At 62.5% G+C, this 23,808-nt stretch carries 17 protein-coding genes; 14 read left to right on the plus strand and 3 right to left on the minus strand.

Annotation, left to right across the window (positions count from 1 at the left end; all coding sequences use genetic code 11):
- Both GTP90_RS26425 and GTP90_RS26430 read right to left on the minus strand, forming a co-directional pair.
- A partial coding sequence (locus tag GTP90_RS26425; RefSeq protein WP_175048247.1) for an MFS transporter occupies nt 1-337 on the minus strand: 337 nt, incomplete at its 3' end.
- A complete protein-coding gene (locus tag GTP90_RS26430; RefSeq protein WP_161086300.1) occupies nt 337-1,356 on the minus strand; it encodes a LacI family DNA-binding transcriptional regulator in 1,020 nt (339 codons plus the stop codon). The genes GTP90_RS26425 and GTP90_RS26430, both read right to left, overlap by 1 nt.
- A gap of 187 nt (nt 1,357-1,543) precedes the next feature.
- Between GTP90_RS26430 and GTP90_RS26435 the strand changes: the two genes are divergently transcribed.
- From GTP90_RS26435 to GTP90_RS26455, 5 genes are all read left to right on the plus strand, one after another.
- Nucleotides 1,544-4,393 (plus strand): TonB-dependent receptor, encoded by a 2,850-nt coding sequence (locus tag GTP90_RS26435; protein WP_161086301.1) that lies wholly within the window; start codon nt 1,544-1,546, stop codon nt 4,391-4,393.
- Nucleotides 4,380-5,672 (plus strand): BNR repeat-containing protein, encoded by a 1,293-nt coding sequence (locus GTP90_RS26440; RefSeq protein WP_371875133.1) that lies wholly within the window; start codon nt 4,380-4,382, stop codon nt 5,670-5,672. Before GTP90_RS26435 ends, GTP90_RS26440 begins: the two co-directional genes overlap by 14 nt.
- A 108-nt stretch (nt 5,673-5,780) precedes the next feature.
- Nucleotides 5,781-6,932 (plus strand): glycoside hydrolase family 88/105 protein, encoded by a 1,152-nt coding sequence (locus tag GTP90_RS26445; RefSeq protein ID WP_161086303.1) that lies wholly within the window; start codon nt 5,781-5,783, stop codon nt 6,930-6,932.
- Between the two features lie 9 nt (nt 6,933-6,941).
- Nucleotides 6,942-8,195 carry a DUF2264 domain-containing protein gene (locus GTP90_RS26450; protein WP_161086304.1) on the plus strand — a complete coding sequence of 418 codons (1,254 nt, stop codon included), beginning with the start codon at nt 6,942-6,944 and terminating at the stop codon, nt 8,193-8,195.
- 1 nt (nt 8,196) lies between these two features.
- A complete protein-coding gene (locus GTP90_RS26455) occupies nt 8,197-9,414 on the plus strand; it encodes a DUF4861 family protein (protein ID WP_161086305.1) in 1,218 nt (405 codons plus the stop codon).
- Nucleotides 9,415-9,510: 96 nt separating this feature from the next.
- On the opposite strand, the gene GTP90_RS26460 is transcribed toward GTP90_RS26455, so the two are convergent.
- Nucleotides 9,511-10,572, minus strand: a complete 1,062-nt coding sequence (locus tag GTP90_RS26460) for a tetratricopeptide repeat protein (protein WP_161086306.1) — start codon at nt 10,570-10,572, stop codon at nt 9,511-9,513.
- A gap of 468 nt (nt 10,573-11,040) precedes the next feature.
- On the opposite strand from GTP90_RS26460, the gene GTP90_RS26465 reads away from it, so the two are divergent.
- The 9 genes from GTP90_RS26465 to GTP90_RS26505 all read left to right on the plus strand — a co-directional run bounded on the left by GTP90_RS26465 (nt 11,041) and on the right by GTP90_RS26505 (nt 23,793).
- On the plus strand, nt 11,041-11,661 hold the full coding sequence (locus GTP90_RS26465) for a TetR/AcrR family transcriptional regulator (protein WP_161086307.1): 621 nt from the start codon (nt 11,041-11,043) through the stop codon (nt 11,659-11,661).
- A gap of 55 nt (nt 11,662-11,716) precedes the next feature.
- Nucleotides 11,717-13,507 (plus strand): acyl-CoA dehydrogenase C-terminal domain-containing protein, encoded by a 1,791-nt coding sequence (locus GTP90_RS26470; RefSeq protein ID WP_161086308.1) that lies wholly within the window; start codon nt 11,717-11,719, stop codon nt 13,505-13,507.
- Nucleotides 13,508-13,525: 18 nt separating this feature from the next.
- A complete protein-coding gene (locus GTP90_RS26475; RefSeq protein ID WP_161086309.1) occupies nt 13,526-15,925 on the plus strand; it encodes a 3-hydroxyacyl-CoA dehydrogenase/enoyl-CoA hydratase family protein in 2,400 nt (799 codons plus the stop codon).
- Between the two features lie 57 nt (nt 15,926-15,982).
- Nucleotides 15,983-16,432, plus strand: a complete 450-nt coding sequence (locus tag GTP90_RS26480) for a PaaI family thioesterase (protein ID WP_026334897.1) — start codon at nt 15,983-15,985, stop codon at nt 16,430-16,432.
- A 50-nt stretch (nt 16,433-16,482) separates the two neighbouring features.
- On the plus strand, nt 16,483-17,679 hold the full coding sequence (locus tag GTP90_RS26485) for an acetyl-CoA C-acyltransferase (RefSeq protein WP_161086310.1): 1,197 nt from the start codon (nt 16,483-16,485) through the stop codon (nt 17,677-17,679).
- A gap of 70 nt (nt 17,680-17,749) precedes the next feature.
- A complete protein-coding gene (locus GTP90_RS26490; protein WP_161086311.1) occupies nt 17,750-18,529 on the plus strand; it encodes an enoyl-CoA hydratase in 780 nt (259 codons plus the stop codon).
- A 265-nt stretch (nt 18,530-18,794) separates the two neighbouring features.
- A complete protein-coding gene (locus tag GTP90_RS26495; RefSeq protein WP_254452058.1) occupies nt 18,795-21,539 on the plus strand; it encodes a type VI secretion system Vgr family protein in 2,745 nt (914 codons plus the stop codon).
- Nucleotides 21,536-23,197 carry a hypothetical protein gene (locus GTP90_RS26500; protein WP_161086313.1) on the plus strand — a complete coding sequence of 554 codons (1,662 nt, stop codon included), beginning with the start codon at nt 21,536-21,538 and terminating at the stop codon, nt 23,195-23,197. The genes GTP90_RS26495 and GTP90_RS26500 overlap by 4 nt, the downstream gene beginning before the upstream one ends.
- Nucleotides 23,194-23,793, plus strand: coding sequence for a hypothetical protein (locus GTP90_RS26505; RefSeq protein WP_161086314.1), 600 nt, complete (start codon nt 23,194-23,196; stop codon nt 23,791-23,793). The genes GTP90_RS26500 and GTP90_RS26505 overlap by 4 nt, the downstream gene beginning before the upstream one ends.
- The last annotated feature ends 15 nt before the right edge of the window (nt 23,794-23,808 follow it).

Genomic DNA, 23,808 nt, shown 5'->3' on the forward strand with positions numbered 1-23,808 from the left:
AGGCCAGGCCCAGCATGGCGGCGCAGCCGACCGGCGCGGCCACCAGCAGGAAGGGCCGGCGCCGGCCCCAGCGGCTGCGCAGGCGGTCCGAGTGGTAGCCGAGCAGCGGCACCAGCAGCACGCTCAGCAGCGCCGGCACGGTCGACATCAGCAGCGAGGTGGTGGTGTCGGAGGCGCCGTTGCGGCGCAGCAGTTCCAGGCCGCTGGGCAGCGCGGCGCGTTCGCGGATCGAGATCGCCAAGTCGCCCACCAGCAGCCAGAACAGCACCGCCAGCAGGCCGGCCGAGGCCACGCCCCAGGCGGCGCGCTGCCCGGCCACGGCGCCGCCCTTGTCCATCAGCCAGGCCGGCGCAGCGGCCCGGTGGAACTGCGCACCACCAGCTCCAGCGGGAAGCCGATGCGCTTGGCCTGCATCTCCTCGCCCTGTATCTGCGCCAGCAATTCGCTGACGGCGCGCGTCGCCATGTCGGCGTTGGACTGGCGCATCGTGGTCAGCGGCGGATGCACAAAGCTGGACGTGGAAATATCGTCGAAGCCGATCACCGAGATATCGTCCGGCACCTCCAGGCCACGGCTGTGGATGGCGTCGATGGCGCCAAAGGCGGTCTCGTCGTTGGCGGCGAAGATGGCGGTTGGCGGCGCCGCCAGCGACAGCAGTTTTTCGGTGGCCGCGTAGCCGCCATTCTGCGAGAAGTTGCCGTCCACCGCCAGCGCCGGATCGGGCGCCAGGCCTGCCGCCAGCAGCGCGTCGTTGTAGCCCTTGAGCCGCTCGGCGCCCTGGCCGGTGCCGGCCGTGCCGCCGATGAAGGCGATGCGGCGGTGGCCCAGCGACAGCAAGTGTTCGACCGCTGCGCGGGCGCCGGCGCGGTTTTCCACCACCACCACCGGCAGTTCGACCGGGCGCGCGTCGAAGCCGACGAACACGCAGGGCAGGCGCTGGCGCTCGAGCACGTCGAGGTAGCCGTCTGCCGCGTTCGGCAACAGCAGCACCAGGCCGGCGCACAGCTGGCTCAGCATGGCGCAGGTTTCCATGCGGCTGGGCAGGTCGAAGCGCTCGGCGTTGTACAGCAGGATGTCGTAACCCTGGCGGCGCGCCTCGTCGCTGATGGCCTTGGTGATCTCGTGCAGCACCAGCGAGCCGTAGTGGTTGACGAACACGCCGATCAGTTTGCTTTTGTCGCCACGCATGCGGCGCGCCAGCATGTCGGGCGTGTAGTTCAGCTGCGCGGCGGCGGCCAGCACGCGCGTGCGCGCCGCTTCCGACACGTAGCCATTGCCGCGGATCGCCCGCGAGGCGGTGATCGGCGACACCCCGGCGATTTTCGCTACTTCACTAAGTTTGCTGGCTTTTGTCATGTGGTTACGATACCACATCCGCTGTGGCCGTTGAAGATTTCAGTTGTACGATGAGTTTAAGGGATGGTAACGTGACCACATGCCGAAAAATCAGGCAACGTGGCGCGTTTTTCAGGAGACACCGGCGCGCCGTGACAAAACTACACAGTGAATCTTTAGATTGTTGCACACAACAACGGGGGAAATAATGCATAAAAAACTACTCGCCACTCTGCTGCCGCTGGCATTGGCAGCGGCCTACGGCAACGACGCGGCCGCCCAGCAGGCGGCCGCGCCAGCCGCGCCGGCAGAGGGCGCCGCCGCCGAGCCGAACACGGTGGTGGTCACCGGCTTCCGCTCCAGCCTGCAAAAAGCCTTGAACCTCAAGCAGCAGGCCATCGGCGTGCGCGATTCCATCGTGGCGGAGGACATCGGCAAATTCCCCGAGGCGAACATCGCCGAATCATTGCAGCGGGTGCCCGGCATCATCCTCAACCGCGACGAAAGCTCGGCCGAAGGCCAGCGCATCTCGATCCGCGGCCTGCCGACCGAATACTCGGTGACCACGCTCAACGGCGCGCCGGTCAACACCACCTCCACCAGCACCATCGGCAGCGCGGCGCGCGGCTTCAATTACGACGTGTTCGCGTCGGAACTGTTTGGCCGGGTCGATTTCTACAAGTCGCCGCTGGCCGAGTTGAGCGAAGGCGGCCTGGGCGGCGTGGTCGACCTGCAGACCCCGCGTCCGTTCGACAATCCCAAGCGCACCATCCGCTACGCCGTGTCCGAGGCGTACAACACCATGTCGAAGAACGCCGACCCGATGGGCTTCGCGCTGTACTCCAACACCTGGGGCAACTGGGGCTTCCTGGCCGGCGTCTCGCATTCGGCCAGTACCAACAACCGCTCCGGCTTCGAGGCCACCGGCGGCTACAACAGCTCGGCGCGCGGCAGCCAGAGCCCGGTCAAGGGCAACTTCGCGATGCAGCTGGACTACGACGATCCGCGCGCCAACCTCGGCGGCTACACCCGCAGCCAGATCGACAACGCGCTGCTGCCGCGCATCTACCGCTTCTACGGCTCGGCCAACGAGCGCACCCGCGACGGCCTGGTCTCGTCGCTGCAATACAAGACGGCCGACCTGAACCTGAGTCTGGACGTGCTCGGTTCCAAGCTGACCAACCACCGCGACGAGATGTACATGGGCCTGCTGATCCGCAACAGCAAGACCACCAACCGCGCCGCGCCGGCCGGCCAGAACGGCCACAACGGCCTGGTGCCGCTGAACGTGCACATCGATCCGGACTCCAACCTGTTGACCGGCACCTTCGGCAACACCTCGTACAGCAGCGGCGTGACCTACAGCGAGGACGAGACCAAGTTCGGCTATGCCGCCTTGAACGGCCGCTGGGCCGCCACCAGCAAGCTGGCGCTGACCGGCCAGCTGAGCGCCAACAACAGCAACGCGCTCACCTACCAGGACACGTTGTCGGCCCAGATCTTCGGCGTCGACTCCACCATCGACTACGGCAGCGACCACGTCTATCCATCGCTGTCGTCGACCTCCAGCTACACCGACCTGAACAACTACCAGGGCTTCGGCGTCGGCACCACCTGGACCCGCGAGACCGACAAGGGCAAGCAGGGCCGTCTGGTGGCCGACTGGGACTACGACCTGCCAGGCGACTGGACCGGCCACCTGAAGGCCGGCGTGGTGTACGTGGAAACCACCAAGGGCATCGCCAAGCGCAACGGCACGGCCGCCGCCACGGCCAAGCTCAACGGCTTGGGCAACGCCGGCATGCGCGGCCTGATGACCACCTCGCTGCCGGTCGACAATCTCGACATGGGCGCCGGCTGGCCGCATGCCTGGGGCACCTTCACCCGCGGCGCCACCTACTCAGCCTTCGATCCGCTGGCCTACAACACCGAAGCCACGTTCACGCCGGCGCAAAGCTTCAGCGCGACGGAAAAAGTGTCGACCGGCTTCATCCAGTCCGATTTCAAGGGCGAGGTCGCCGGCCATGAGCTGCGCTTCAACGCCGGCGTGCGCTACTCGCGCACCGAGACCGGCATCGACAACTTCAAGCAGCAGGGCGCCAGCCTGACCTACGCCGCCAACCACGAGCAGGGCACCTACAGCAATGTGCTGCCAGCCTTCAGCGCGGCGCTGGACGTGACCGAGAACCTGATGTGGCGCGCCTCGTGGGGCAAGACCGTGAGCCGGGCCTCGCTGTCGATCATCGCGGCGCAGACCGTCATCCCGAATCCCTTCGACAACTCGGCCACCGCCGGCAACGCCAGCCTGAAGCCGCAGCAATCGAAGAACCTGGACACCAGCCTGGAGTGGTACTTCCAGCCGGGCAGCCTGCTGTCGGCCGCCGTGTTCCGCAAGAAGCTGACCGATGCCACCGTGGCCAACACCACCAACACCACCTTCGGCGCGCTGGGCTTGCCGGACACGGCGCTGGGCGCGATCTTCCAGGACGCCAACGGCCACGTCGACCCCAACCTGCCGATGACTCTGCGCAGCTACACCAACGCCGGCGAGCAGACGCTGAAGGGTTACGAGCTGGCCTACCAGCAGGCGTTCACCTTCCTGCCGGAACCGTTCAAGGGCTTCGGCGCGCTGGCCAGCTACACCCACATCGATCCGTTCAACAGCGCCAAGTGGATCACCAACGCCGGCAAGGAGATCGAGGTCAACTCGGTGCCGAAGTATGCCTACAGCACCACCGCCTACTATGAGCGCGGACCGCTGGCGCTGCGCATGTCCTACAACTACAAGGGCCGCTCACTGCACTCGGACAATCCGCGCAACCTGGGCGATGACCTGATCCGCTGGCGCGCGGGACGCGGCTACCTGGACGCCAACGCCAGCTACAAGATCAACGAACAGCTGGAGCTGCGCATCGACGCCATGAACCTGTCCAACACGCTGTCCTATGATTACTTCGAGGATGCCAGCGGCCAGTACGGCAGCGGCAAGAAGACACGCATGGACTACGCCAAGTACGACGGCCGCACCATCAAGGTTGGACTGCGTGGCAAGTTCTAAGCATCTGCTGCCGTTGCTGCTGGCCTGCATCGCCTGCTCGGCGCAGGCCGGTGCCGCCCGCGTGGTCGATGTCGCGCCGGGCTGGGCGAACAACTCGGTCAATGCCGTGGTGTTCCGCAAGAACTCGCTGGTGTCGGATGGCGACACGCAATACATCGCCTTCTACGACAAGGACGCGGCCGTGGTGCTGGGCAAGCGCAAACTGGGCAGCACGCGCTGGACGCTGCGGCGCACGCCGTACCGCGGCAACGCGGCCGACGCGCACAACAGCATCAGCATCATGGTGGACGGCGCCGGCTACCTGCACCTGGCGTGGGACGCGCACAACCAGCGCCTGCGGTACGCACGCGGCACGCGCCCCGGCGCGCTGGAGCTGGGGCCGGAAACGCCGATGCTGGGCAAGGACGAGGACTCGGCCACCTATCCCGAGTTCTTCCGCTGCCCGGACGGTGGCCTGCTGTTTCTCTACCGCGACGGCGGCTCCGGTCACGGCAACCTGGTGATGAACCGCTACGACGTGGCGAGTGCCAGCTGGACCCGGCTGCACAGCAAGCTGATCGACGGGGAAGGTCAGCGCAGCGCCTACTGGCAAGCCTTCGTCGACCGCGCCGGCACCATCCACCTGTCGTGGGTGTGGCGCGAATCGCCGGACGTGGCCAGCAACCACGACATGGCCTACGCCCGCTCGCGCGACGGCGGCCTGACGTGGGAACGCAGCGGCGGCGAACGCTACACGCTGCCGATCACGGCCGGCAGCGCCGAGTACGCCGCGCACATTCCGCAGAACAGCGAGCTGATCAACCAGACCTCGATGGCGGCGGGCGTCGATGGCGAACCGGTGATCGCCAGCTACTGGCGCGTGGCAGGATCGACGGTGCCGCAGTATCACCTGTTGTACCGCGATGGCGGCGCGTGGCGGCAACTCGATCTAAATTTCCGCCACACGCCGTTTTCACTGAGCGGCCTGGGCACGAAGGCGATACCGATATCGCGGCCGCAGATCATGGTGGACCATCGGCGCGCCCTGCTGGTGTTCCGCGATGCCGAGCGCGGCGACAAGGTATCGGTGGCCACCGTCGCCGACTTGCACCGGCCGCGCTGGACCGTGCGCGACCTGGGCACGGCGCCGGTGGGTGCGTGGGAGCCGTCGTTCGACACCGAGCTGTGGCGGCGACGCGGCGAGCTGCACTTGTTCGTGCAGGATGTGCGCCAGCTGGACGGCGAGGGCGCGTCCGCCGGCGCGACGTCGCCAGTGCAAGTATGGCAGTGGAAGCCTTGAATGATGTTGAGATGACCCGAGCACTCCAGACCGGAGCCACGTCATGGTTCCGGGCATTTATGCCGAAGGTGGCGGTCCCGCGCCTTCGGCCCTTTTTTACATGACACTATGAACCTAAAAAAATACGCGCAAGGATTGCTGTTGGTGCTGGCCGTCACGCTGGGCGGCTGCGCCACGCCGGCAAAGGACGGCGCGGCCATCGACGCCAGCAGGGCGGAGGTGGTCGCCATCATCGACCAGGTCAACGGACACTGGCAACGCAGCACGCCTGCGCAGCAGTGGGCGTTCTGGCACGTGGCTGCCTACCAGACGGGCAATATGGCGGCCTATCAGGTCACGCACAACGAGGCCTACCGGCGCTATGCCGAGGCCTGGGCCGAGCACAACCAATGGATGGGCGCGCGCTCGCCGGACAAGAGCCGCTGGCAACACACCTACGGCGAGACCGACGATCACGTGCTGTTCGGCGACTGGCAGATCTGCTTCCAGACCTACACCGACCTGTACAAGCTGGCCCCCGACCCGCGCAAGATCGCCCGCGCCCGCGAGGTGATGGAATACGAGATGAGCACCGCGCGCGATGATTACTGGTGGTGGTCCGATGGCCTGTACATGGTGATGCCGGTGATGACCAAGCTGTACGGCGTGACAGGCGACCGTCGCTACCTGGAAAAGCTGCACCAGTATTTCGAGTACGCCAACAGCATCATGTACGACCCGGTCGAGCACCTGTATTACCGCGACGCCAAGTACGTTTATCCCGCGCACGCCAGCGTCAACGGCAAGAAGGACTTCTGGTCGCGCGGTGACGGCTGGGTGTTCGCCGCGCTGGCCCGCGTGCTGGACGAGCTGCCGGCCGACGATCCGCACCGCGCCGATTACGTGGCCCGCTTCAAGGACATGGCGCAGGCGCTCAAGCGCGCCCAGCAACCGGAAGGCTACTGGACCCGCAGCCTGCTCGATCCGCAGCACGCGCCGGGGCCGGAGACCAGCGGCACCGCCTTCTTCACCTACGGCTACCTGTGGGGCATCAACCACGGCGTGCTGGCGCGCGACGAGTATCTGCCGGTGGCGCGCAAAGGCTGGCATTACCTGAGCAAGGTGGCGCTGCAACCGGACGGCCGTGTCGGCTACGTTCAGCCTATCGGCGACCGTGCGATACCGGGCCAGGTGGTGGACCAGAATTCGACCGCCGATTTCGGCGTGGGCGCTTTCCTGCTGGCGTCGGCGGAACTGGTACGCTTGCTCGATCAAAAATAAGGAGACACGATGGAACGTCGCAACTTTATGCAGGCGGTGCTGGCCGGCACGGCCGCCACCGGCTTGATGAACGCCGGCGCCGCCGACAGCGCGCCGGCCGCCGGCGGCGAGCGCGCCTACATGGCCGGCCTGCTGCAGCAGATGGCCGAGCCGGTGCTGTCGAATATGGCGCAGGGCAAGCTGAAGAAGAACTTTCCGCTGGAGCTCAGTCCGACGTGGGACGGCCGCGATCCCGGCGTCGCCTACCTTGAATGCTTCGGCCGCCTGATCGCCGGCGCGGCGCCCTGGCTGGCGCTGCCGGACGACGGCACGGCCGAGGGCAAGACGCGCCATCGCCTGCAACAGCTGGCGCTGCAAAGCTACACCAACTCGGTCGACCCGAAGAACCCGGACTACCTGCTGTGGAAGGGGCCGGGCCAGACCCTGGTCGATTCGGCCTACTTCACCAATGCGCTGATGCGCGCGCCGAAAGCGCTGTGGGAGCCGCTGGACCGCGTCACCAAGCAGCGCATCATCGCCGAGATCAAGAGCCTGCGACGGATCGAGCCGCCTTACATCAACTGGCTGCTGTTCGCCGCCATGAACGAAGCCTGGCTGTTGTCGATCGGCGAGGAAGCCGATCCGCTGCGCATGAACCTTGCCATCCGCAAAATCAACGAGTGGTACGTGGGCGACGGCTGGATCAAGGACGGCGAATCCTTCCACTTCGACTACTACTGCTCGTACGTGATGTACCCGATGCTGCTGGAAATCCTGGAAGTGCTGGTTCGCTGCAAGGGACCGTTCTGGAACGCCAAGCCGGAGGAACTGCTGGCGCAGGCGCTGCAACGCACGCAGCGCTATTGCGAGCACCTGGAGCGTTTCATCTCGCCGACCGGCACCTACCCGCCGATCGGCCGCTCGCTGACCTACCGCACCGCCGTGTTCCAGCCGCTGGGCCTGCTGGCCTGGCGCAAGCAATTGCCGGCCAGCCTGCCGGCCGGACAGGTACGCGCCGCGCTGCACGCCGTGCACCAGACGGTGTGGTCCGGGCCGAGCAACTTCACCCGCGACGGCTTCCTCAACATCGGCTTCGTCGGCCACCATCCCGAGCTGGGCGACTGGTACTCCAACAACGGCAGCATGTACATCGCCTCCGAGGGATTCCTGTCGCTGGGCTTGCCTGAGAACGACGCCTACTGGACCGCGCCGGCGCAGGACTGGACGCAGAAGCTGGCGTACTCGGGCCGTCAATTCCCCAAAGACTATCCGGTGAAATACTGACATGCACGCACGTTACGCACTCTTGCTGGCGCTGGCCGGCACCTCCGCCGGCGCGGCGGAACGGCTGGCCGTCACGGCCACTCACGAGCTCGATGCGGCGCGTCCGGCCGAAACCATCGCCATCCCGTGGGCCGAGGTCAACCAGGCCTTGCCGGGCGCGCTGTTGCAACACCTGACCGTGCGCGACGCGGCCGGCCACAGCTTGCCGTACCAGGTGACCAACGTCGCGCCGGAGGCCAAGGACCCGCAGGGCAAGGGCATCGCCTACGGGGAGTTGATCTTCCAGCACGACTTCGCCGCAGGCGAGCACAGTGCCAGTTTCACGGTGGAGAAGAGCGAGGCGGTGGCGCCGCCGTTCCCGGTGCAGGCCTTCGCCCGCTACGTGCCGGAGCGGCTGGACGACTTCGCGTGGGAAAACGACCGCATCGCGCACCGCACCTACGGCCAGGCGCTTGCCGCGCCCGACACGCAGGGCAGCGGCAAGGAAGTGCTGGTGACGAGCGGGCTGGACATCTGGTTCAAGCGGGTACGCTATCCCATCGTCGACCGCTGGTACAACAAGGGCCACGACCATTACCACAAGGACGAGGGCGAGGGGCTGGACATGTACGGCGTCGGCACCACGCGCGGCGCCGGCGGCACCGGCATCTGGGATGGCAAGCAGCTGTACACCAGCCGCAACTACGCCAAATGGAAAGTCATCGCCAACGGCCCGATCCGCGCCATCTTCGAGCTGAGCTACGACGCCTGGGACGCGGCTGGCGCCAAGGTCTCGGAAGTGAAGCGCTTCACCGTCGACGCCGGCCACGACTTCGACCAGATCGACAGCACCTTCAGCTTCAGCGGCCCGGCAAGCCTGACCGCCGCCATCGGCCTCAATAAAACACCGGCCTACGCGCCCCAGGAGCCCAAGGTGGCCGCCACGCCGCTGCCGGCGGCACGCGCGCTGACGCAGTGGGTCACCCAGCGCAGCGCCGGCGATTTCGGCGTGGCCATCGTGCTGCCGTCTGGTGAACCGGCCTACGCGGCCGACGCCGCCAACGAGCTGATCCTGGCGCCCATCCGCCCCGGCCAGCCGCTGCGCTATTACGTGGGCGCCATCGCCAGCTGGTCCGGCGAGGTGCGCGACGCCGCCGCCTGGCAGCGCCGCGTGACCGCCTTCGCCGCCCGCCTGCGCACACCGCTGACTGTGCGCATCGAATCGGTCTTGCACCCATGATCGGCGACAGAAGGTTCGTCGTCGGTCAGCCTCGTGACCCGTAGTGATCTTATCGACACCGTATGGAATCCGGATCGGCCCTGCGGACAGTTCATCTTAGTAGGTAGGGTGATCATCGGGAACGACATCCGCTAGATTGTTAACTCCGGGCCATGCTGGCAATTTAGAAGGAGGCAGCGGAAGTAACAGGTCCAGCTTGCTAAATCGCAGGTCAGGGTTAATTTCAAGTGCTTCGTAGATCGACTCGTAGCGTTTCTCTCGCTCCCGATCCATATGAATTCCTAACGCCTTCAAGCCTTTGAATTCTTCTTCAAAATTCCAACCCCAAGCGCCTTGTTGAAACACTGCATTGAGTGCCCGTGCACAAGCCCCGCTTCCGAACTTTACCCCTTGTTGGTATATCTGTAGAGCTTCCGCGTAGCGCTTATCGTAACCAGCCCTTAGTCCCAATATATATGCTGCCGGTCCGTGTCCCTGCTGGTATGCACATCGCCGTAGGGCAGTTTCATTTTGCCATTGTTGCGTTTTGAAATAGGTATCGGCCAGAGCCATCTGAGCTTCCGGGCTTCCAAGTTTCGCAGCGTACAAATAATATGCCATCGCCTTATCTGTATTTTTGACCAGATTGCCGTAGCCATTTTCATAGGCAACCGCAAGGCTGTACCAACCCCATGGTTGGCCGGCATCGGCTGCAGTACGAGCGAGATCGACTACCTTGGTGTGGGCTAATTCGATCTCTTTAGATATTTCCCCTAGGGATCTGGGGCTATTTCTTTTTTTATTTTCAAGACCTCTTGTGTAAAGTTCAGCTAACAATACGCGCGCTTCCCAATCCCCGAGAGCCGCAGCCTTTCGTGTGTCGTCGAATATCCTATCTTCCTGTTGTTCGGTTAACTGCCCCCAGGGTTTGCTACGCCAAATTTTGCGTGCCTCGTTAAACAACTGATACGCGACGGGGTCACGCGTGGATGGCATGTGATCCTTCTCGCGCACGCATGGCGTCGGCGGAGCGGCTAAGCTAAACTTTTCAAGTTGAATGGGCGTTACTTCTTTTGCGGATGCCGATGAGCTTTCTACAACTAGTAGCGTTCCGAAGCTAAGAAGCGCAAGGGCGTATGGCCGAATTTTGTTCAAAACGTTCATGGATGCAATGCTCATCGTGACCTCCGTGGTTGATCTTTGTTTAGGCCAATTGAGCATTCTGCATTGAATGGGAATTGGCTGAAGCGGTCCGCGCGGGATGTGACAGTGCGGCGTCCGCGAGAGGGGCTGTCTATCCGAAGCGGGAATTTCCGCACATGACATGGGGTGGTCCACAGTTGTTGTCGGGATGGCTCATGGCCCAACTGTACGCACATGGCCGAAGACGATTTTGATGCACGGCAAAAACCATTCCCATGGGAATTTTTTCACATACAGGAGCCACGCTCACGTTGTATATTTGATGCGCCGCAGCAATAGAACGCCACCTCTAACGGTACTGTTTGACATTTACCCCTCGCTGGATAATAGTACGAGCGTTCGCAATTCTTTTCACACGGAGTAAATTCAACTGGAGCAGAATACTCATTTCTCTCCGTGAATGTTACCTTGGGACGCAATCTTATTAATACCTCAACTAAATTTATGCGCAAAGGCGAACTGACCCGCGCAGCAATCCTGGACGTGGCGCTCGACCTGGCCAGCCGTGATGGTCTGGAAGGTCTGACCATCGGATTGCTCGCGGATAAGATGAACATGAGCAAGTCCGGCGTGTTCGCACACTTCGGCTCGCGTGAAGATTTGCAGTTGGAAGTCCTTAAGCTGTACCACCATCGTTTCGAACAGGAAGTGTTTTTCCCCAGCGTCAAGGAACCGCGCGGCATCCAGCGGCTCAAATCGATGTTCGCGCGCTGGGTCAAGCGGGTCAGCGTGGAGGTGGCGTCGGGCTGCATCTATATCAGCGGCGCGGTGGAGTATGACGACCGTCCAGGTCCGATCCGCGAAGAGCTGATGGCCATGGTTGGCGCCTGGCAGGGCGCGCTGCTGCGCTGCGTGAAGCAGTGCATCGAATGCGGCGACCTCAAGGCCGACACCGATCCGCAGCAGCTGGTGTACGAAATGTACGGCCTGATCCTGGCCCTGCACCACGATGCGCGTTTCCTGCGCATACCGGGCAGCCTGGGCCGGGCCGGCATCGGCTTCGAGCGCTTGATCGAAACGTACCGCAATCCGCAAACGCCGTCCGCGGTGGTGGCGCAGCAATAACGTAAAACACACTAATTCACATCGTAGTCACTACAAAAGTCATCAGGAGAAAATCATGGGTCAATACGTCGCGCCAATCCGGGATATGCAATTCGTTCTGCACGAGTTCCTGAAAGTGGAAGAGGAACTGAAATCGCTGCCGGACTATTCCGAAGTCGATGCCGACATCATCAATCAGGTGCTGGAAGAAGGCGGCAAGTTCACCGCTGAAGTGCTGTTCCCCCTGAACCACTCGGGCGACCGCGAAGGCTGCAAGCACGACGCCGCGACCCACACCGTGACCACGCCTAAAGGCTTCAAGGAAGCGTACAAGCAGTACGTCGACGGCGGCTGGGCGGCATTGGCCTGCGATCCTGAATTCGGCGGCCAGGGCCTGCCAGTGGTGCTGAACAACTCGTTCTACGAGATGCTGAACTCGGCCAACCAGGCATGGACCATGTACCCGGGCCTGTCGCACGGCGCCTACGAGTGCCTGAAGGAACACGGCACCGACGAACAGAAGAAAGTCTACCTGCCGAAGCTGGTTTCGGGCGAGTGGACCGGCACCATGTGCCTGACCGAACCGCACTGCGGCACCGACCTGGGCATGCTGCGCTCGAAAGCGCTGCCACAGGCCGATGGCTCCTGGCTGATCACCGGCAACAAGATCTTCATCTCGGCCGGCGAGCACGACATGTCGGAAAACATCCTGCACCTGGTGCTGGCCCGCGTGCCGGACGCGCCGGAAGGCTCGAAAGGCATCTCGCTGTTCCTGGTGCCGAAGTACCTGCCGAAGGAAGACGGCTCGGTCGGCGAACGCAACCCGATCACCTGCGGCGCCATCGAAGAGAAAATGGGCATCCACGGCAACTCGACCTGCCAGATGAACCTGGACGGCGCCAAGGGCTGGATCATCGGCCAGCCGAACAAGGGCCTGAACGCCATGTTCGTGTTCATGAACGCGGCCCGCCTGGGCGTGGGCATGCAGTCGCTGGGCCTGACCGAAGTCGCCTACCAGAACGCGCTGATCTACGCCAAGGACCGCATCCAGATGCGCTCGCTGTCGGGCGTGAAGAATCCGGAAATGCCGGCCGATCCGATCATCGTCCACCCTGACGTGCGCCGCATGCTGTTGACCGGCAAGGCCTACGCCGAAGGTGCGCGCGCCTTCACCTCCTACGTCGCGCTGCAGATCGACCGCGAACTGCACCACCCTGACGAAGAAGTGCGCAAGGAAGCCGCCGACGAAGTCGCGCTGCTGACCCCGATCGTCAAGGCCTTCATCACCGACAACGCCTGGATCTCCACTTCGGAAGCGATGCAAGTGTTCGGCGGCCACGGCTACATCTCCGAATGGGGCATGGAGCAGTACGTGCGCGACGCCCGCATCAACCTGATCTACGAAGGCACCAACACCATCCAGTCGCTGGACCTGCTGGGCCGTAAGATCCTGGGCGACAACGGCGCCAAGCTGCGCAAGTTCGGCGAGAAGATCAAGGCCTTCGTGGAAGACAACGGCACCGACGAAGCGATGAGCGAATTCGTCACCCCGCTGGGCGACCTGGGCGACAAGGTCACCAAGCTGACCATGGAAATCGGCATGAAAGCCTTCCAGAACCCGGACGAAGTCGGCGCGGCATGCGTACCTTACCTGCGCGTGGTCGGCCACATGGTGTACAGCTACTTCTTCGCACAGATGGCGAAAATCGCCCTGGCCAAGGAAGACAGCGGCGACAATTTCTACAAAGCCAAGCTGGCCACGGCGCGCTTCTACTTCGCCCGCCTGCAGCCAGAAACTGCAACCCTGATTCGCCAGGCACGTTCGGGCTCCGCCAACCTGATGGCTCTCGACGCCGACCTGTTCTAAGAACCTAGAGGAAACGACATGACCAATTTCATCGTTAAAAAAGTAGCCGTGCTGGGCGCCGGCGTGATGGGCGCGCAAATCGCCGCTCATTGCGTCAACGCCAAAGTGCCAGTGGTGCTGTTCGACCTGCCGGCAAAAGAAGGCCCAAAAAATGGCATCGTGCTGCGCGCCATCGAGAACCTGAAAAAGCTGTCGCCTGCACCACTGGGCAACAAGGACCACGCCGCGCTGATCGAAGTAGCCAACTACGAAGACGACCTGGCCAAGCTGGCCGAGTGCGACCTGATCATCGAAGCCATCGCCGAGCGCATGGACTGGAAGCATGACCTGTACAAGAAGGTCGCTCCGCACATCGGCGCCAACGCGATCTTCGCCTCGAACACCTCGGGCCTGTCGATCACCAAGCTGTCCGAAGGCTTCGACGCCGACCTGAAATCGCGCTACTGCGGCGTGCACTTCTTCAACCCACCGCGCTATATGCACCTGGTCGAAATCATCCCGACCGAGTTCACCAAGCCGGAAATCAGCGACCAGCTGGAAGGCTTCCTGACCACCACCCTGGGCAAGGGCGTGGTTCGCGCCAAAGACACGCCTAACTTCATCGCCAACCGCGTTGGCGTGTTCGGCATCCTGGCGATCGTGCACGAAGCCGAGAAATTCGGCCTGTCGGTGGACGTGGTCGACGACCTGACCGGCGCCAAGCTGGGCCGCGCCAAGTCGGGCACCTTCCGCACCGCGGACGTGGTCGGCCTGGACACCATGGGCCATGTGATCAAGACCATGCAGGACTACCTGCCGAACGATCCGTTCGCCGCCGTGTACAAGACCCCGGCCGTGCTGGCTGGCCTGGTGGAAAAAGGCGCGCTGGGCCAGAAGACCGGCGCCGGCTTCTACAAAAAAGTTGGCAAGGAAATCCAACGCCTGGACTTCGCCACCGGTGAATACGTCGCCGGCGGCGCCAAGGCTGCCGACATCATCGCCCGCATCCTGAAGGAAAAAGATCCGGTCAAGAAGATGAAGGCCCTGCGCGAATCGACCAACCCACAAGGCCAGTTCCTGTGGGCGATCTTCCGCGACGCTTTCCACTACATCGCCGTCCATCTGGACACCGTGGCCGACAACGCGCGCGACATCGACTTCGCCATGCGCTGGGGCTTCGGCTGGAACGTCGGCCCGTTCGAAACGTGGCAGGCCGCAGGCTGGTCGCAAGTGGCCCAGTGGGTCAAGGAAGACATCGAAGCCGGCCACGCGCTGTGCAACGCACCGCTGCCAGCCTGGGTATTCGAAGGCCCGGTCGCTGAAAAAGGCGGCGTCCACACCGCTGAAGGTTCGTGGTCCGCAGTATCGAAATCGTTCGTGCCGCGCTCGTCGCTGGCCGTGTACGACCGTCAGCAGTTCCGCGCGCCGGTACTGGGTTCGGGCGAAGCCAATGGCCGCACCGCCGGCACCACCGTGCATGAAGACGACGACGTGCGCCTGTGGCACTCGGGCGACGACGTGCTGGTGATCTCGCTGAAAACCAAGATGCACGTGATCAGCCCTGGCGTGATCGCCGGCTTCAAGAAGGCACTGGCCGAAGCCGAGAAGAACTTCAAGGGTCTGGTAATCTGGAGCGCGGACGCGGCCGACGGCGGCGCGTTCTCGGCCGGCGCCGACCTGCAATCGGCACTGCCTGCGTTCATGCAGGGCGGCGCGAAAGCAGTCGACCCGATCATCAAGGAACTGCAAGACACCTTCATGGCGATGAAATACTCGAACGTGCCGGTGGTGGCTGCTGTGGCTGGCCTGGCGCTGGGCGGCGGCTGCGAAATGGCGCTGCACGCATCGAAGCGCGTGGCCTCGATCGAATCGTACATCGGCCTGGTGGAAGTGGGCGTTGGCCTGATCCCTGCGGGCGGCGGCTTGAAAGAAGCGGCACTGCGCGCGTTCAAGGAAGCCAAGGGCACCGACATCCTGCAATTCCTGAAGACCGGCTTCACCAACGCGGCCACCGCCAACGTGTCGAAATCGGCCCTGGAAGCGCAAGCAATGGGCTACCTGAAGGAAGACGACGTGATCGTGTTCAATCCATACGAGCTGCTGCACGTGGCCAAGGTGGAAGCGCGCGCCATGTTCGACAAGGGCTACCGCGCGCCGCTGAAGGCGCCGGTGCAGGTGACCGGCCGCTACGGCTGGGGCACCATCAAGGCCCAACTGGTCAACATGCGTGACGGCGGCTTCATCTCGGCCCACGACTTCAAGCTGGGCGACATGATCGCCGAGATCGTGTCGGGCGGCGACATCGACCAGGGCTCGTTCGTCAGCGAACAGTGGCTGCTGGACATGGAGCGTAAAGCCTTCCTGGAGCTGCTGAACCATCCGAAGACGCAGGAACGCATCATGGGCATGCTGCAGACCGGTAAGCCAGTCCGCAACTAAGGGCGTATGTCGATCCTGAAACTCGTCTTCAAAGTTTTACTGCGCGTGAGGCCAAGCATGGTGTATGACCGTATCAAGCAACAAATGATGGACACCTTGCCCTTCGTGCGCCTGCTGGGGATCAGGATCGACGAGATCGGCAGCGGCACTTCGAAAGTGTCGATGCCGGAAGACCCGAAGCTCAATAACCACCTGGGCACGCAGCACGCCGGGGCCTTGTTCACGCTGGCCGAAACGGCTTCCGGCGCGGCCATGGCTGGCGGCTTCGCGGAGCTGATCCTGGGCTTGCGCCCGGTCGCCAAGGAATCGCGCATCCAGTACCAGAAAGTAGCCAAGGGCGCCACCCGCGCCGAAGGCCGCGTCCCTGGCGATCTGGCCGCGCTGAAGGCCGAGCTGAAAGAGCAGGGCAAGGTGGCGTTTCCGGTGGAGGTCGACATTTTCGACGCCGCCGGCACGCTGGCCGCACAGGTTCAAGTGGATTGGTATTTATCCGAGAAGCGGGCGTAATAGCTAATCGTTCCGCATAGTCTTCGATCAAAAATTTTCGAAAGAACAAAATGAGCAAACAAATTCAAGACGCATACATCGTCTCTGCCACCCGCACCCCGATCGGCAAGGCGCCGCGCGGCATGTTCAACAAGACCCGCCCTGACGACCTGCTGGTGCGCGTGCTGCAATCGGCCCTGGCGCAAGCGCCTGGCCTGGATCCAGCGCTGATCACCGACGCCATCATCGGCTGCTCGTTCCCGGAAGCGGAACAGGGCTTCAACATCGCCCGTCAATCGGTTCTGCTGGCCGGCCTGCCTAAGACCGTCGGCGGCGTGACCGTCAACCGTTACTGCGCATCGGGCATCACCGCGCTGGCCATGGCCGCCGACCGCATCCGCGTGGGCGAAGCCGATGCGATGATCGCCGGCGGCGTCGAATCGATGTCGATGGTGCCGATGATGGGCCATCACCCATCGATGAACCTGAACATGTTCACCGACGAGAACGTCGGCATGGCATACGGCATGGGCCTGACCGCTGAAAAAGTGGCGACCCAGTGGAAAATCTCGCGCGAAGCGCAGGACGCGTTCGCTGTTGAATCTCACCGCCGCGCCATCGCCGCGCAGCAGGCCGGTTTCTTCAAGGACGAGACCACCCCGGTTGAAATTATCACCCGCACGCCTGACCTGGCAACCGGCGAGATCAAGATCAAGACCCGCACCGTTGATACCGACGAAGGCGCACGTGCCGATTCGACCGTGGAATCGCTGGCCAAGCTGAAGCCTGTGTTCGCCGCCAAGGGTTCGGTCACCGCCGCCAACTCGTCGCAGATGTCCGACGGCGCCGGCGCGTTGCTGGTCGTGTCGGAGAAGTTCCTGCGCGAGCACAACCTGACCCCGCTGGCCAAGTTCTCGTCGTTCGCCGTTAAAGGCGTGCCACCGGAAATCATGGGCATCGGTCCTAAATTCGCGATTCCTGATGCGTGCAAGGCCGCCGGCATCACCCAGGACCAGCTGGACTGGATCGAGCTGAACGAAGCGTTCGCGGCACAGGCACTGGCCGTCATCGGCGATCTGGGCCTGGATCCAGCCAAGGTCAACCCGATGGGCGGCGCGATCGCCCTGGGCCACCCGCTGGGCGCGACCGGTGCGATCCGCGCCGCGACCGTGGTGCACGCTCTGCGCCGCAACAACCTGAAGTACGGCATGGTGACGATGTGCGTCGGCGCCGGCATGGGTGCAGCGGGCATCATCGAACGCGTGTAAGCTAAGCACGAAATCATAAAGAAGGGCGCTGCGGTTCAACCACGGCGCCCTTCAATCATTTGGAGATCACATGGATATTTTGAGCAGCAAGACCAACGGCGTGCTGACGCTGGAATTCAACCGCCCGGAACGCAAGAACGCCATCACCTCGGCGATGTACCAGAGCATGGCCGACGCCATCAACGACGCGGAGCAGGACGTCGCCGTGCGCGCCATCCTGATCGTCGGCAAGCCGGAGATCTTCACCGCAGGTAACGACCTGGAGGACTTCATGAAGACCTCGCGTCCGGCCGATGGCTCGGGCATCGAAGAGCGTTCGGTGTACAAGTTCATGATGGCGCTGAGCGGTTCGACCAAGCCGGTGGTGGCCGCGGTGGCCGGCGCGGCGGTCGGCATCGGCACCACGCTGCTGATGCACTGCGACCTGGTCTACGCTGCCGACAACGCCAAGTTCTCGATGCCGTTCGTGCAGCTGGGCCTGTGCCCCGAGTTCGCGTCGAGCCTGCTGTTGACGCAAATTGCCGGCTACCCGCGCGCCGCCGAGAAGCTGATGCTGGGCGAAGCCTTCCTGGCGCAGGAGGCGCTGGAGATGGGCCTAGTATCGAAGATCGTGCCGGCCGCCGAACTGCGCGCGTTTGCCGAAGGCCAGGCCGCCAAGCTGGTCGCGTTGCCAGCCAGCTCGATCCGCGCCACCAAGCAGTTGATGAAGGCCGCGCGCAAAGGCCCGGTGACGGAAGCCATCGCCGCCGAAAACAAATTCTTCGGCGCCATGCTGGCCGCACCGGAAGCGAAGGAAGCATTCACCGCCTTCTTCGAGAAGCGCAAGCCGGATTTCACCAAGTTCAATTAAGGCAATGCGGCAGGTCGGGACGATTCAGATTGCCCCGGCCTGCGAGTTGTACCTCCCCCCGCAGCTATTCGCGCTCGCAAATCCTCCTTGCGTCACTTTCCGGCCTCCAAGCGGTTTCAACCGTGCGGTGCCGCGGCCTGAAACTGTGTAGAATTTAATATTGTTTTTTAGATATCTTGTGCCTTTTCGGAGAAAACCGATCCCTGTCGTTTTTTCTTTCTTGCGCTATCTCTGCTTGCTCATTCAGTGAGAAATGATTCTTCCAATGGCTGATCTGCAAAACTTCCTAACCGTTGGCACCGCCCTGCTAGGCCAGCAAGACCGTCTGATCAAATTAAGTACGCCGTTAGGCGAAGATGTCCTGCTGCCGCAACGCGTCGTCGCCCAGGAACGTCTGGGCAGAAGCTACGAGTACAGTGTCGATTGCGTTTCGGTGCGCGACGATATTGAGTTGAAGAAGCTGATCGCCCAGCCTGTCACGCTATGGGTTCAGCAGGCGGACCGCGCGTATCTGCCGGTGCACGGTTATGTGCATACGATTAAGCGCCTCGGCAGTGACGGGCAATTGATGTTCTGTCAGCTGTCGTTCGCGCCGTGGCTGCATTTCCTGAAGTTCCGCAAGGATGCGCGCATCTGGCAGGATAAAACCGCCGACAATATTCTCAGCGAGGTGTTTAATGGCCATCCTGAGGCGCAGGGCAACTTTCGCTTTGAAATCAAGGCGCCTGCGTCCCAGCGCTCGTATTGCACCCAGTACGAAACCGACTGGCATTTCGCGCAGCGCCTGATGGAGGAAGAAGGCTGGTACGGCTATCACGAGCAACATCCCGACGGCTCCGGCCATGTGCTGGTGATTACTGATTCAACCGACCAGCTCAAGCCGCTCGCGCAGCAGTCGATACAATTCTACAGCGCCGGCACCGAAGACGAACTGCATAAAATCGTCCACTGGAGCGCCGATCGTACGCTCGCCTCCAGCCAGTTCACCGGCCGCACCAACGACTATAAGGCGACGGCTCAGCCGATGCAGAGCAATATCCAGGTGCAGGCCAGCCATGGCGGCCTGCCGGCGCAGATGGAGGTATACGAATACACCGGCGCCTACACCTATTCGAACCGCGAACAGGGAGACCGGCAGTCGCGCTTACGGGTCGAACAATGGGAGTCGACAATGAAGCGGTTTGCCGCCGTTTCCGGCGTGCGTTCCTTGCCCGTGGGTAGTTGGTTCATCCTCGACGATCATCCTGCGCACCAGGGCGATGCGCAGGATGAGCGCGAGTTCGTCGTCATTGCGGTGGAATGGGCGATTGAGAATAATCTGCCGTTGTCGAACAAGGTGAAAGATTTTCCCGGCAGCCTGGTGCCGCAACTGGATGCGATGAAGGCGGCGATGGGGCGCGACCTGGGGCCGGACTTGGCCGGCAACCAGCACACCGGCCATTGTTTTAACCGCATGGAAGTGCAGCGCCGCAAGGTGCCCTTCCGCAGCCCGTTCGAGCACCTGAAACCCACGCTGCATCCGCAGACCGCCGTGGTGGTCGGCCCCGCAGGCGAGGAAATTTATACGGACGCCCTGAACCGCGTCAAAGTGCAGTTCCGCTGGGACCGGCTGAACCCGGGCGACGAGGGCGCTTCCTGCTGGGTGCGGGTCAGCTATCCGAATGCCGGCCAAGGCTGGGGCGGCTTGAACGTGCCGCGCATCCGTCAGGAGGTGATCGTCACTTTTCTCGACGGCGACGCCGACCGGCCGGTGGTGACCGGCCGCCTATATAACGAAGAGCAGGCGCCGCAGTGGCATACGGACGGCAAACTGTCGGGCTACAAGTCGAAGGAATACAAGGGCAGCGGGTTCAACCAACTGGTGCTCGACGACACCACCGGACAAAACCGCGTGCACTTGTACAGCACCAGCAGCCACGCGCAACTGAACCTGGGTTATCTAGTCAGCCAGCAGGGCAATACGCGCGGCGGCTTCTATGGCGCCGGGTTCGCCCTCAGCACCGATGATTTCGGCGCCATCGTCACCCACCGGGGCCTGTATCTGAGTACCTTTGGTCGTCCGGGGCCGCAAGGCATCCAGCTCGACGCCACCGAAGCAACCAGTCAGTTGAAGGCGGGTGCTTTGCTTACTAAAAACCTGTCCGATACTGCGGCCAAGGCCGGTGCGGAACCGCTGGCCGGGCGCGACGCGCTGGATCACTTCATCGATGCCACGCAAGAACGGTATAACGGTGAAGGCGAGGGCGGTGCCAACCGTTTCAAGGAGGCGATCCTGCTGGCGGCCTCGCCGGCCGGCATCGGCTTGGCCAGCGGCAAGGGTGCCCACGTCCATGCCGGGGGCGAAGTGACGCTATCGTCCGGCGCGGATGCAAATATCGCGATCGGCAAAAGCCTGCTTGCCAGTGTCGCCGAAAAAATCAGCCTGTTTGCCTATAACGCCGGCGTCAAACTGTTCGCCGCCAAGGGCAAAGTGGAGATCCAGGCGCAAAGCGACGACCTCGACTTGATCGCTGAAAAAGTGGTGCGGCTGCTGTCGACCACCTCGCGCATCGAAATCCATGCCAAGGATGAGGTCATGCTCTCCGCCGGCGGCTCCTTCATCAAGATCGACGCCTCCGGTATCACCAACGGCACACCCGGCACCTGGACCGCGCAGGCATCGATGCACACCATGCCCGGGCCGGCGCGCCAGCCATACGTGATGCCGCACGTGCAGAAACCTGAGTTGCCAAAGAACGAGCTGGAGTTTCGCCATCTGACCGACTGGGGCGCGCCGCTGGCCGGTGCCGCTTACAAGGCGACGTTAAGCGACGGCACCATCCGCAAGGGTGCGCTCGATGCGCTCGGCATTGCGCGCATCAGCGGCGTGCCACCCGGTGTGGGGGCAAAAATTGAATACGATTATCAACCGCTGCAGGCAAGTTCCACGGTGGACAGCGAGCTGCATGAGGACGTCCATGAGTTATTGAACTGGACGCCGGGCGGTGCGGCCGCGAAGGGGCGGGCATGAGCCAGCAAGCGCCGGACCAACATTCGATACTCGACGATGCCTGGGGTCAGGTCGTTGGCGGCATGGATTGGCTCAAGTCGGTACTGTTCGGTGAATTCTCGGATCACCGGCCGTTGTCGGCCGTAGTGGCCGACATGCTTGTCAGTTTTATTCCGGGCGTCGTCATCGTCACCAGCGCGCGCGATGCGGTCGCCGTCATCCTGCGGCTGGCCAATCATCCGGAAAAGCGCGAGGAACTGATGGAGTGGGTGCTGCTCAGCGCCTGCCTCATCGTCATCGCCTTGCCGGTGGCGATGGCGGCCGGGGGCGCCGTGGCTGCCGGGGTCGGCGCCATCGTCGGTGGCATCGCCGGCTCGGAACTGGGGGCCGCATTGCGCGCAGTGATGCTGATGTTGATTAAGGAGGCATCCAAGCTGGTGGAGCTGGTACGCTTCCTGCAAAAATTCATCAAGGGTGACATCCTGAAATTCTTGCGCGCGATTCAGTTCGCCAAATACGAGAAACCGCTGATGCAGGCCATGAGCAAGATCACCGGTAAGCTGGTGGACATGGTCAAGGCCCTGCGGACTCACTTGGAGAGCTTGCGTTATTTCGACAGCGTCAAGGCCACCATCGCCAAGCTGGCGGCGTGGGAACATAAATTCTATGCGGTGCAGCAGGATGCACTTAGAAACATGCCGAAAGCGCTTGCCGAACTCGATGCGAGACTGGCCAAGGTGCTGGCACAGACCGCGCCGAAGGAAGCACATACGGTGGCGGCCGGCGTTCAAGCGGACAAGAAAGTGGCGGAATTGCCCGTGAGGCAGCGGGTCAGGGATACGCCTGGCAAGGTGATGCCCAAGTCCAAAGGGGAGGCCAAGGCCCCAGCGGCACGTGCCAAACCGGACGCCGCTAAGCCCAAAGCGAAGGCTATCGATCCACCAAAAACTGCGGCAGATGTGCCATTGAAGGATGCCCCGGTTCCGGCCAAGCCGCCCGACAACGGTGTCAACACCAAGCGGCAGGCGGTGGCAGATGCCGCAGTGGCGGCAGATCGCGAGCGGATCACGCAACTGTCTAAGGAATCGCGGGATGCCGAAAAAAATGGCGACATGGTTCTGGCCAAGGCCAAGCTCGATGAAGCCCGGGAGATATTAAAGCCCCATTTCCCGACTAAGGCCGGTGATACCTGGGACGAGGTGATCAAACGGCTGGATGTTAGTTCGCCTAAGGATGGCGCGGTGTTCTGGTCGGGAACGGGATGGCAAGCGAAGCAGTTGGGCCATCCCGATGCCGCGAGAGCATTTGCCGAAAAGATCGGTGGCGTCACTTTGGAAACGACATCGGGTGGACGTATTATCGATGGCTGGCCGGATATCAACAATTTACCTTGGGACGCCTCCAAGGGGCCGCCGCCATTTTCAGGGCCGCTCTGGCAAGGGGTGTCGGAAAAGTATGCCGAAGGCACGTCGGGTATCGTGAACGTGGTGCAGACACCGAATAAATTGTGGGATCCATTGACCGTCTGGCACAATCAGGAAAAGCCATTGCTGCTTGACCGTTTGGAGCAGGGGAAGATCAGCGATATCCAGTTACACGTGGTCGACCTCAGCTCGGCGCCTCACCAGTTATCGCCCAATTATATTGACCAGTTATTGAAGTTCGACCAACGCCCATGAATGCATACCAGAATTTTTTAGATTTCTTTTCAATGAACAACAGGGAGCGCCTGGATGGTCTGAGTGAAATCTATTTCACAGATATGACTCGCGAAGAACGCGCGATGGCGTTTGAGTACCTGTTGAAAATGGTGGAGGAGGGCGGCAGCAGGGAAAGCGTCAACGGGCTATTCATCGTCGATGCGGAGCGGGCGGCACCTGTCGTTAGGAAGTTACTGGAGGCTCACCAGTTGCGCGAGGATGCTGAGATTGCGGCCGCCTGGAACCTTAATCGCGGGCAGCGGGATTCGTCACTGATTCCCGTGTTTATCCGGTTGATGTCGAGTAGCGATAAATACAATCGTGCCAATGCCGCCTTTTATGTACCGGCCGACGACTTTACGCCGGAGCTGGATGCTGCGCTCAAAGGTATGATTCGCACGGAAACGGAGACGTTGCCATTGGTGAATGCCACAAATAAATACCTCGAATGCTACGGTATTACCAGGGAGTCGGTGAGCAAGGAGGAATTTTCCCATTTTTATCGCGGTCTGCGCAGCGACGAAGCCCGTGATAAAGAGGCCATGTTCAAGGAACTGGAAAAGCTGTTTCAATAGACCGGTCGTGGAGGC

The sequence above is a fragment of the Duganella vulcania genome, assembly GCF_009857655.1.
Classification (GTDB): domain Bacteria; phylum Pseudomonadota; class Gammaproteobacteria; order Burkholderiales; family Burkholderiaceae_D; genus Rugamonas; species Rugamonas vulcania.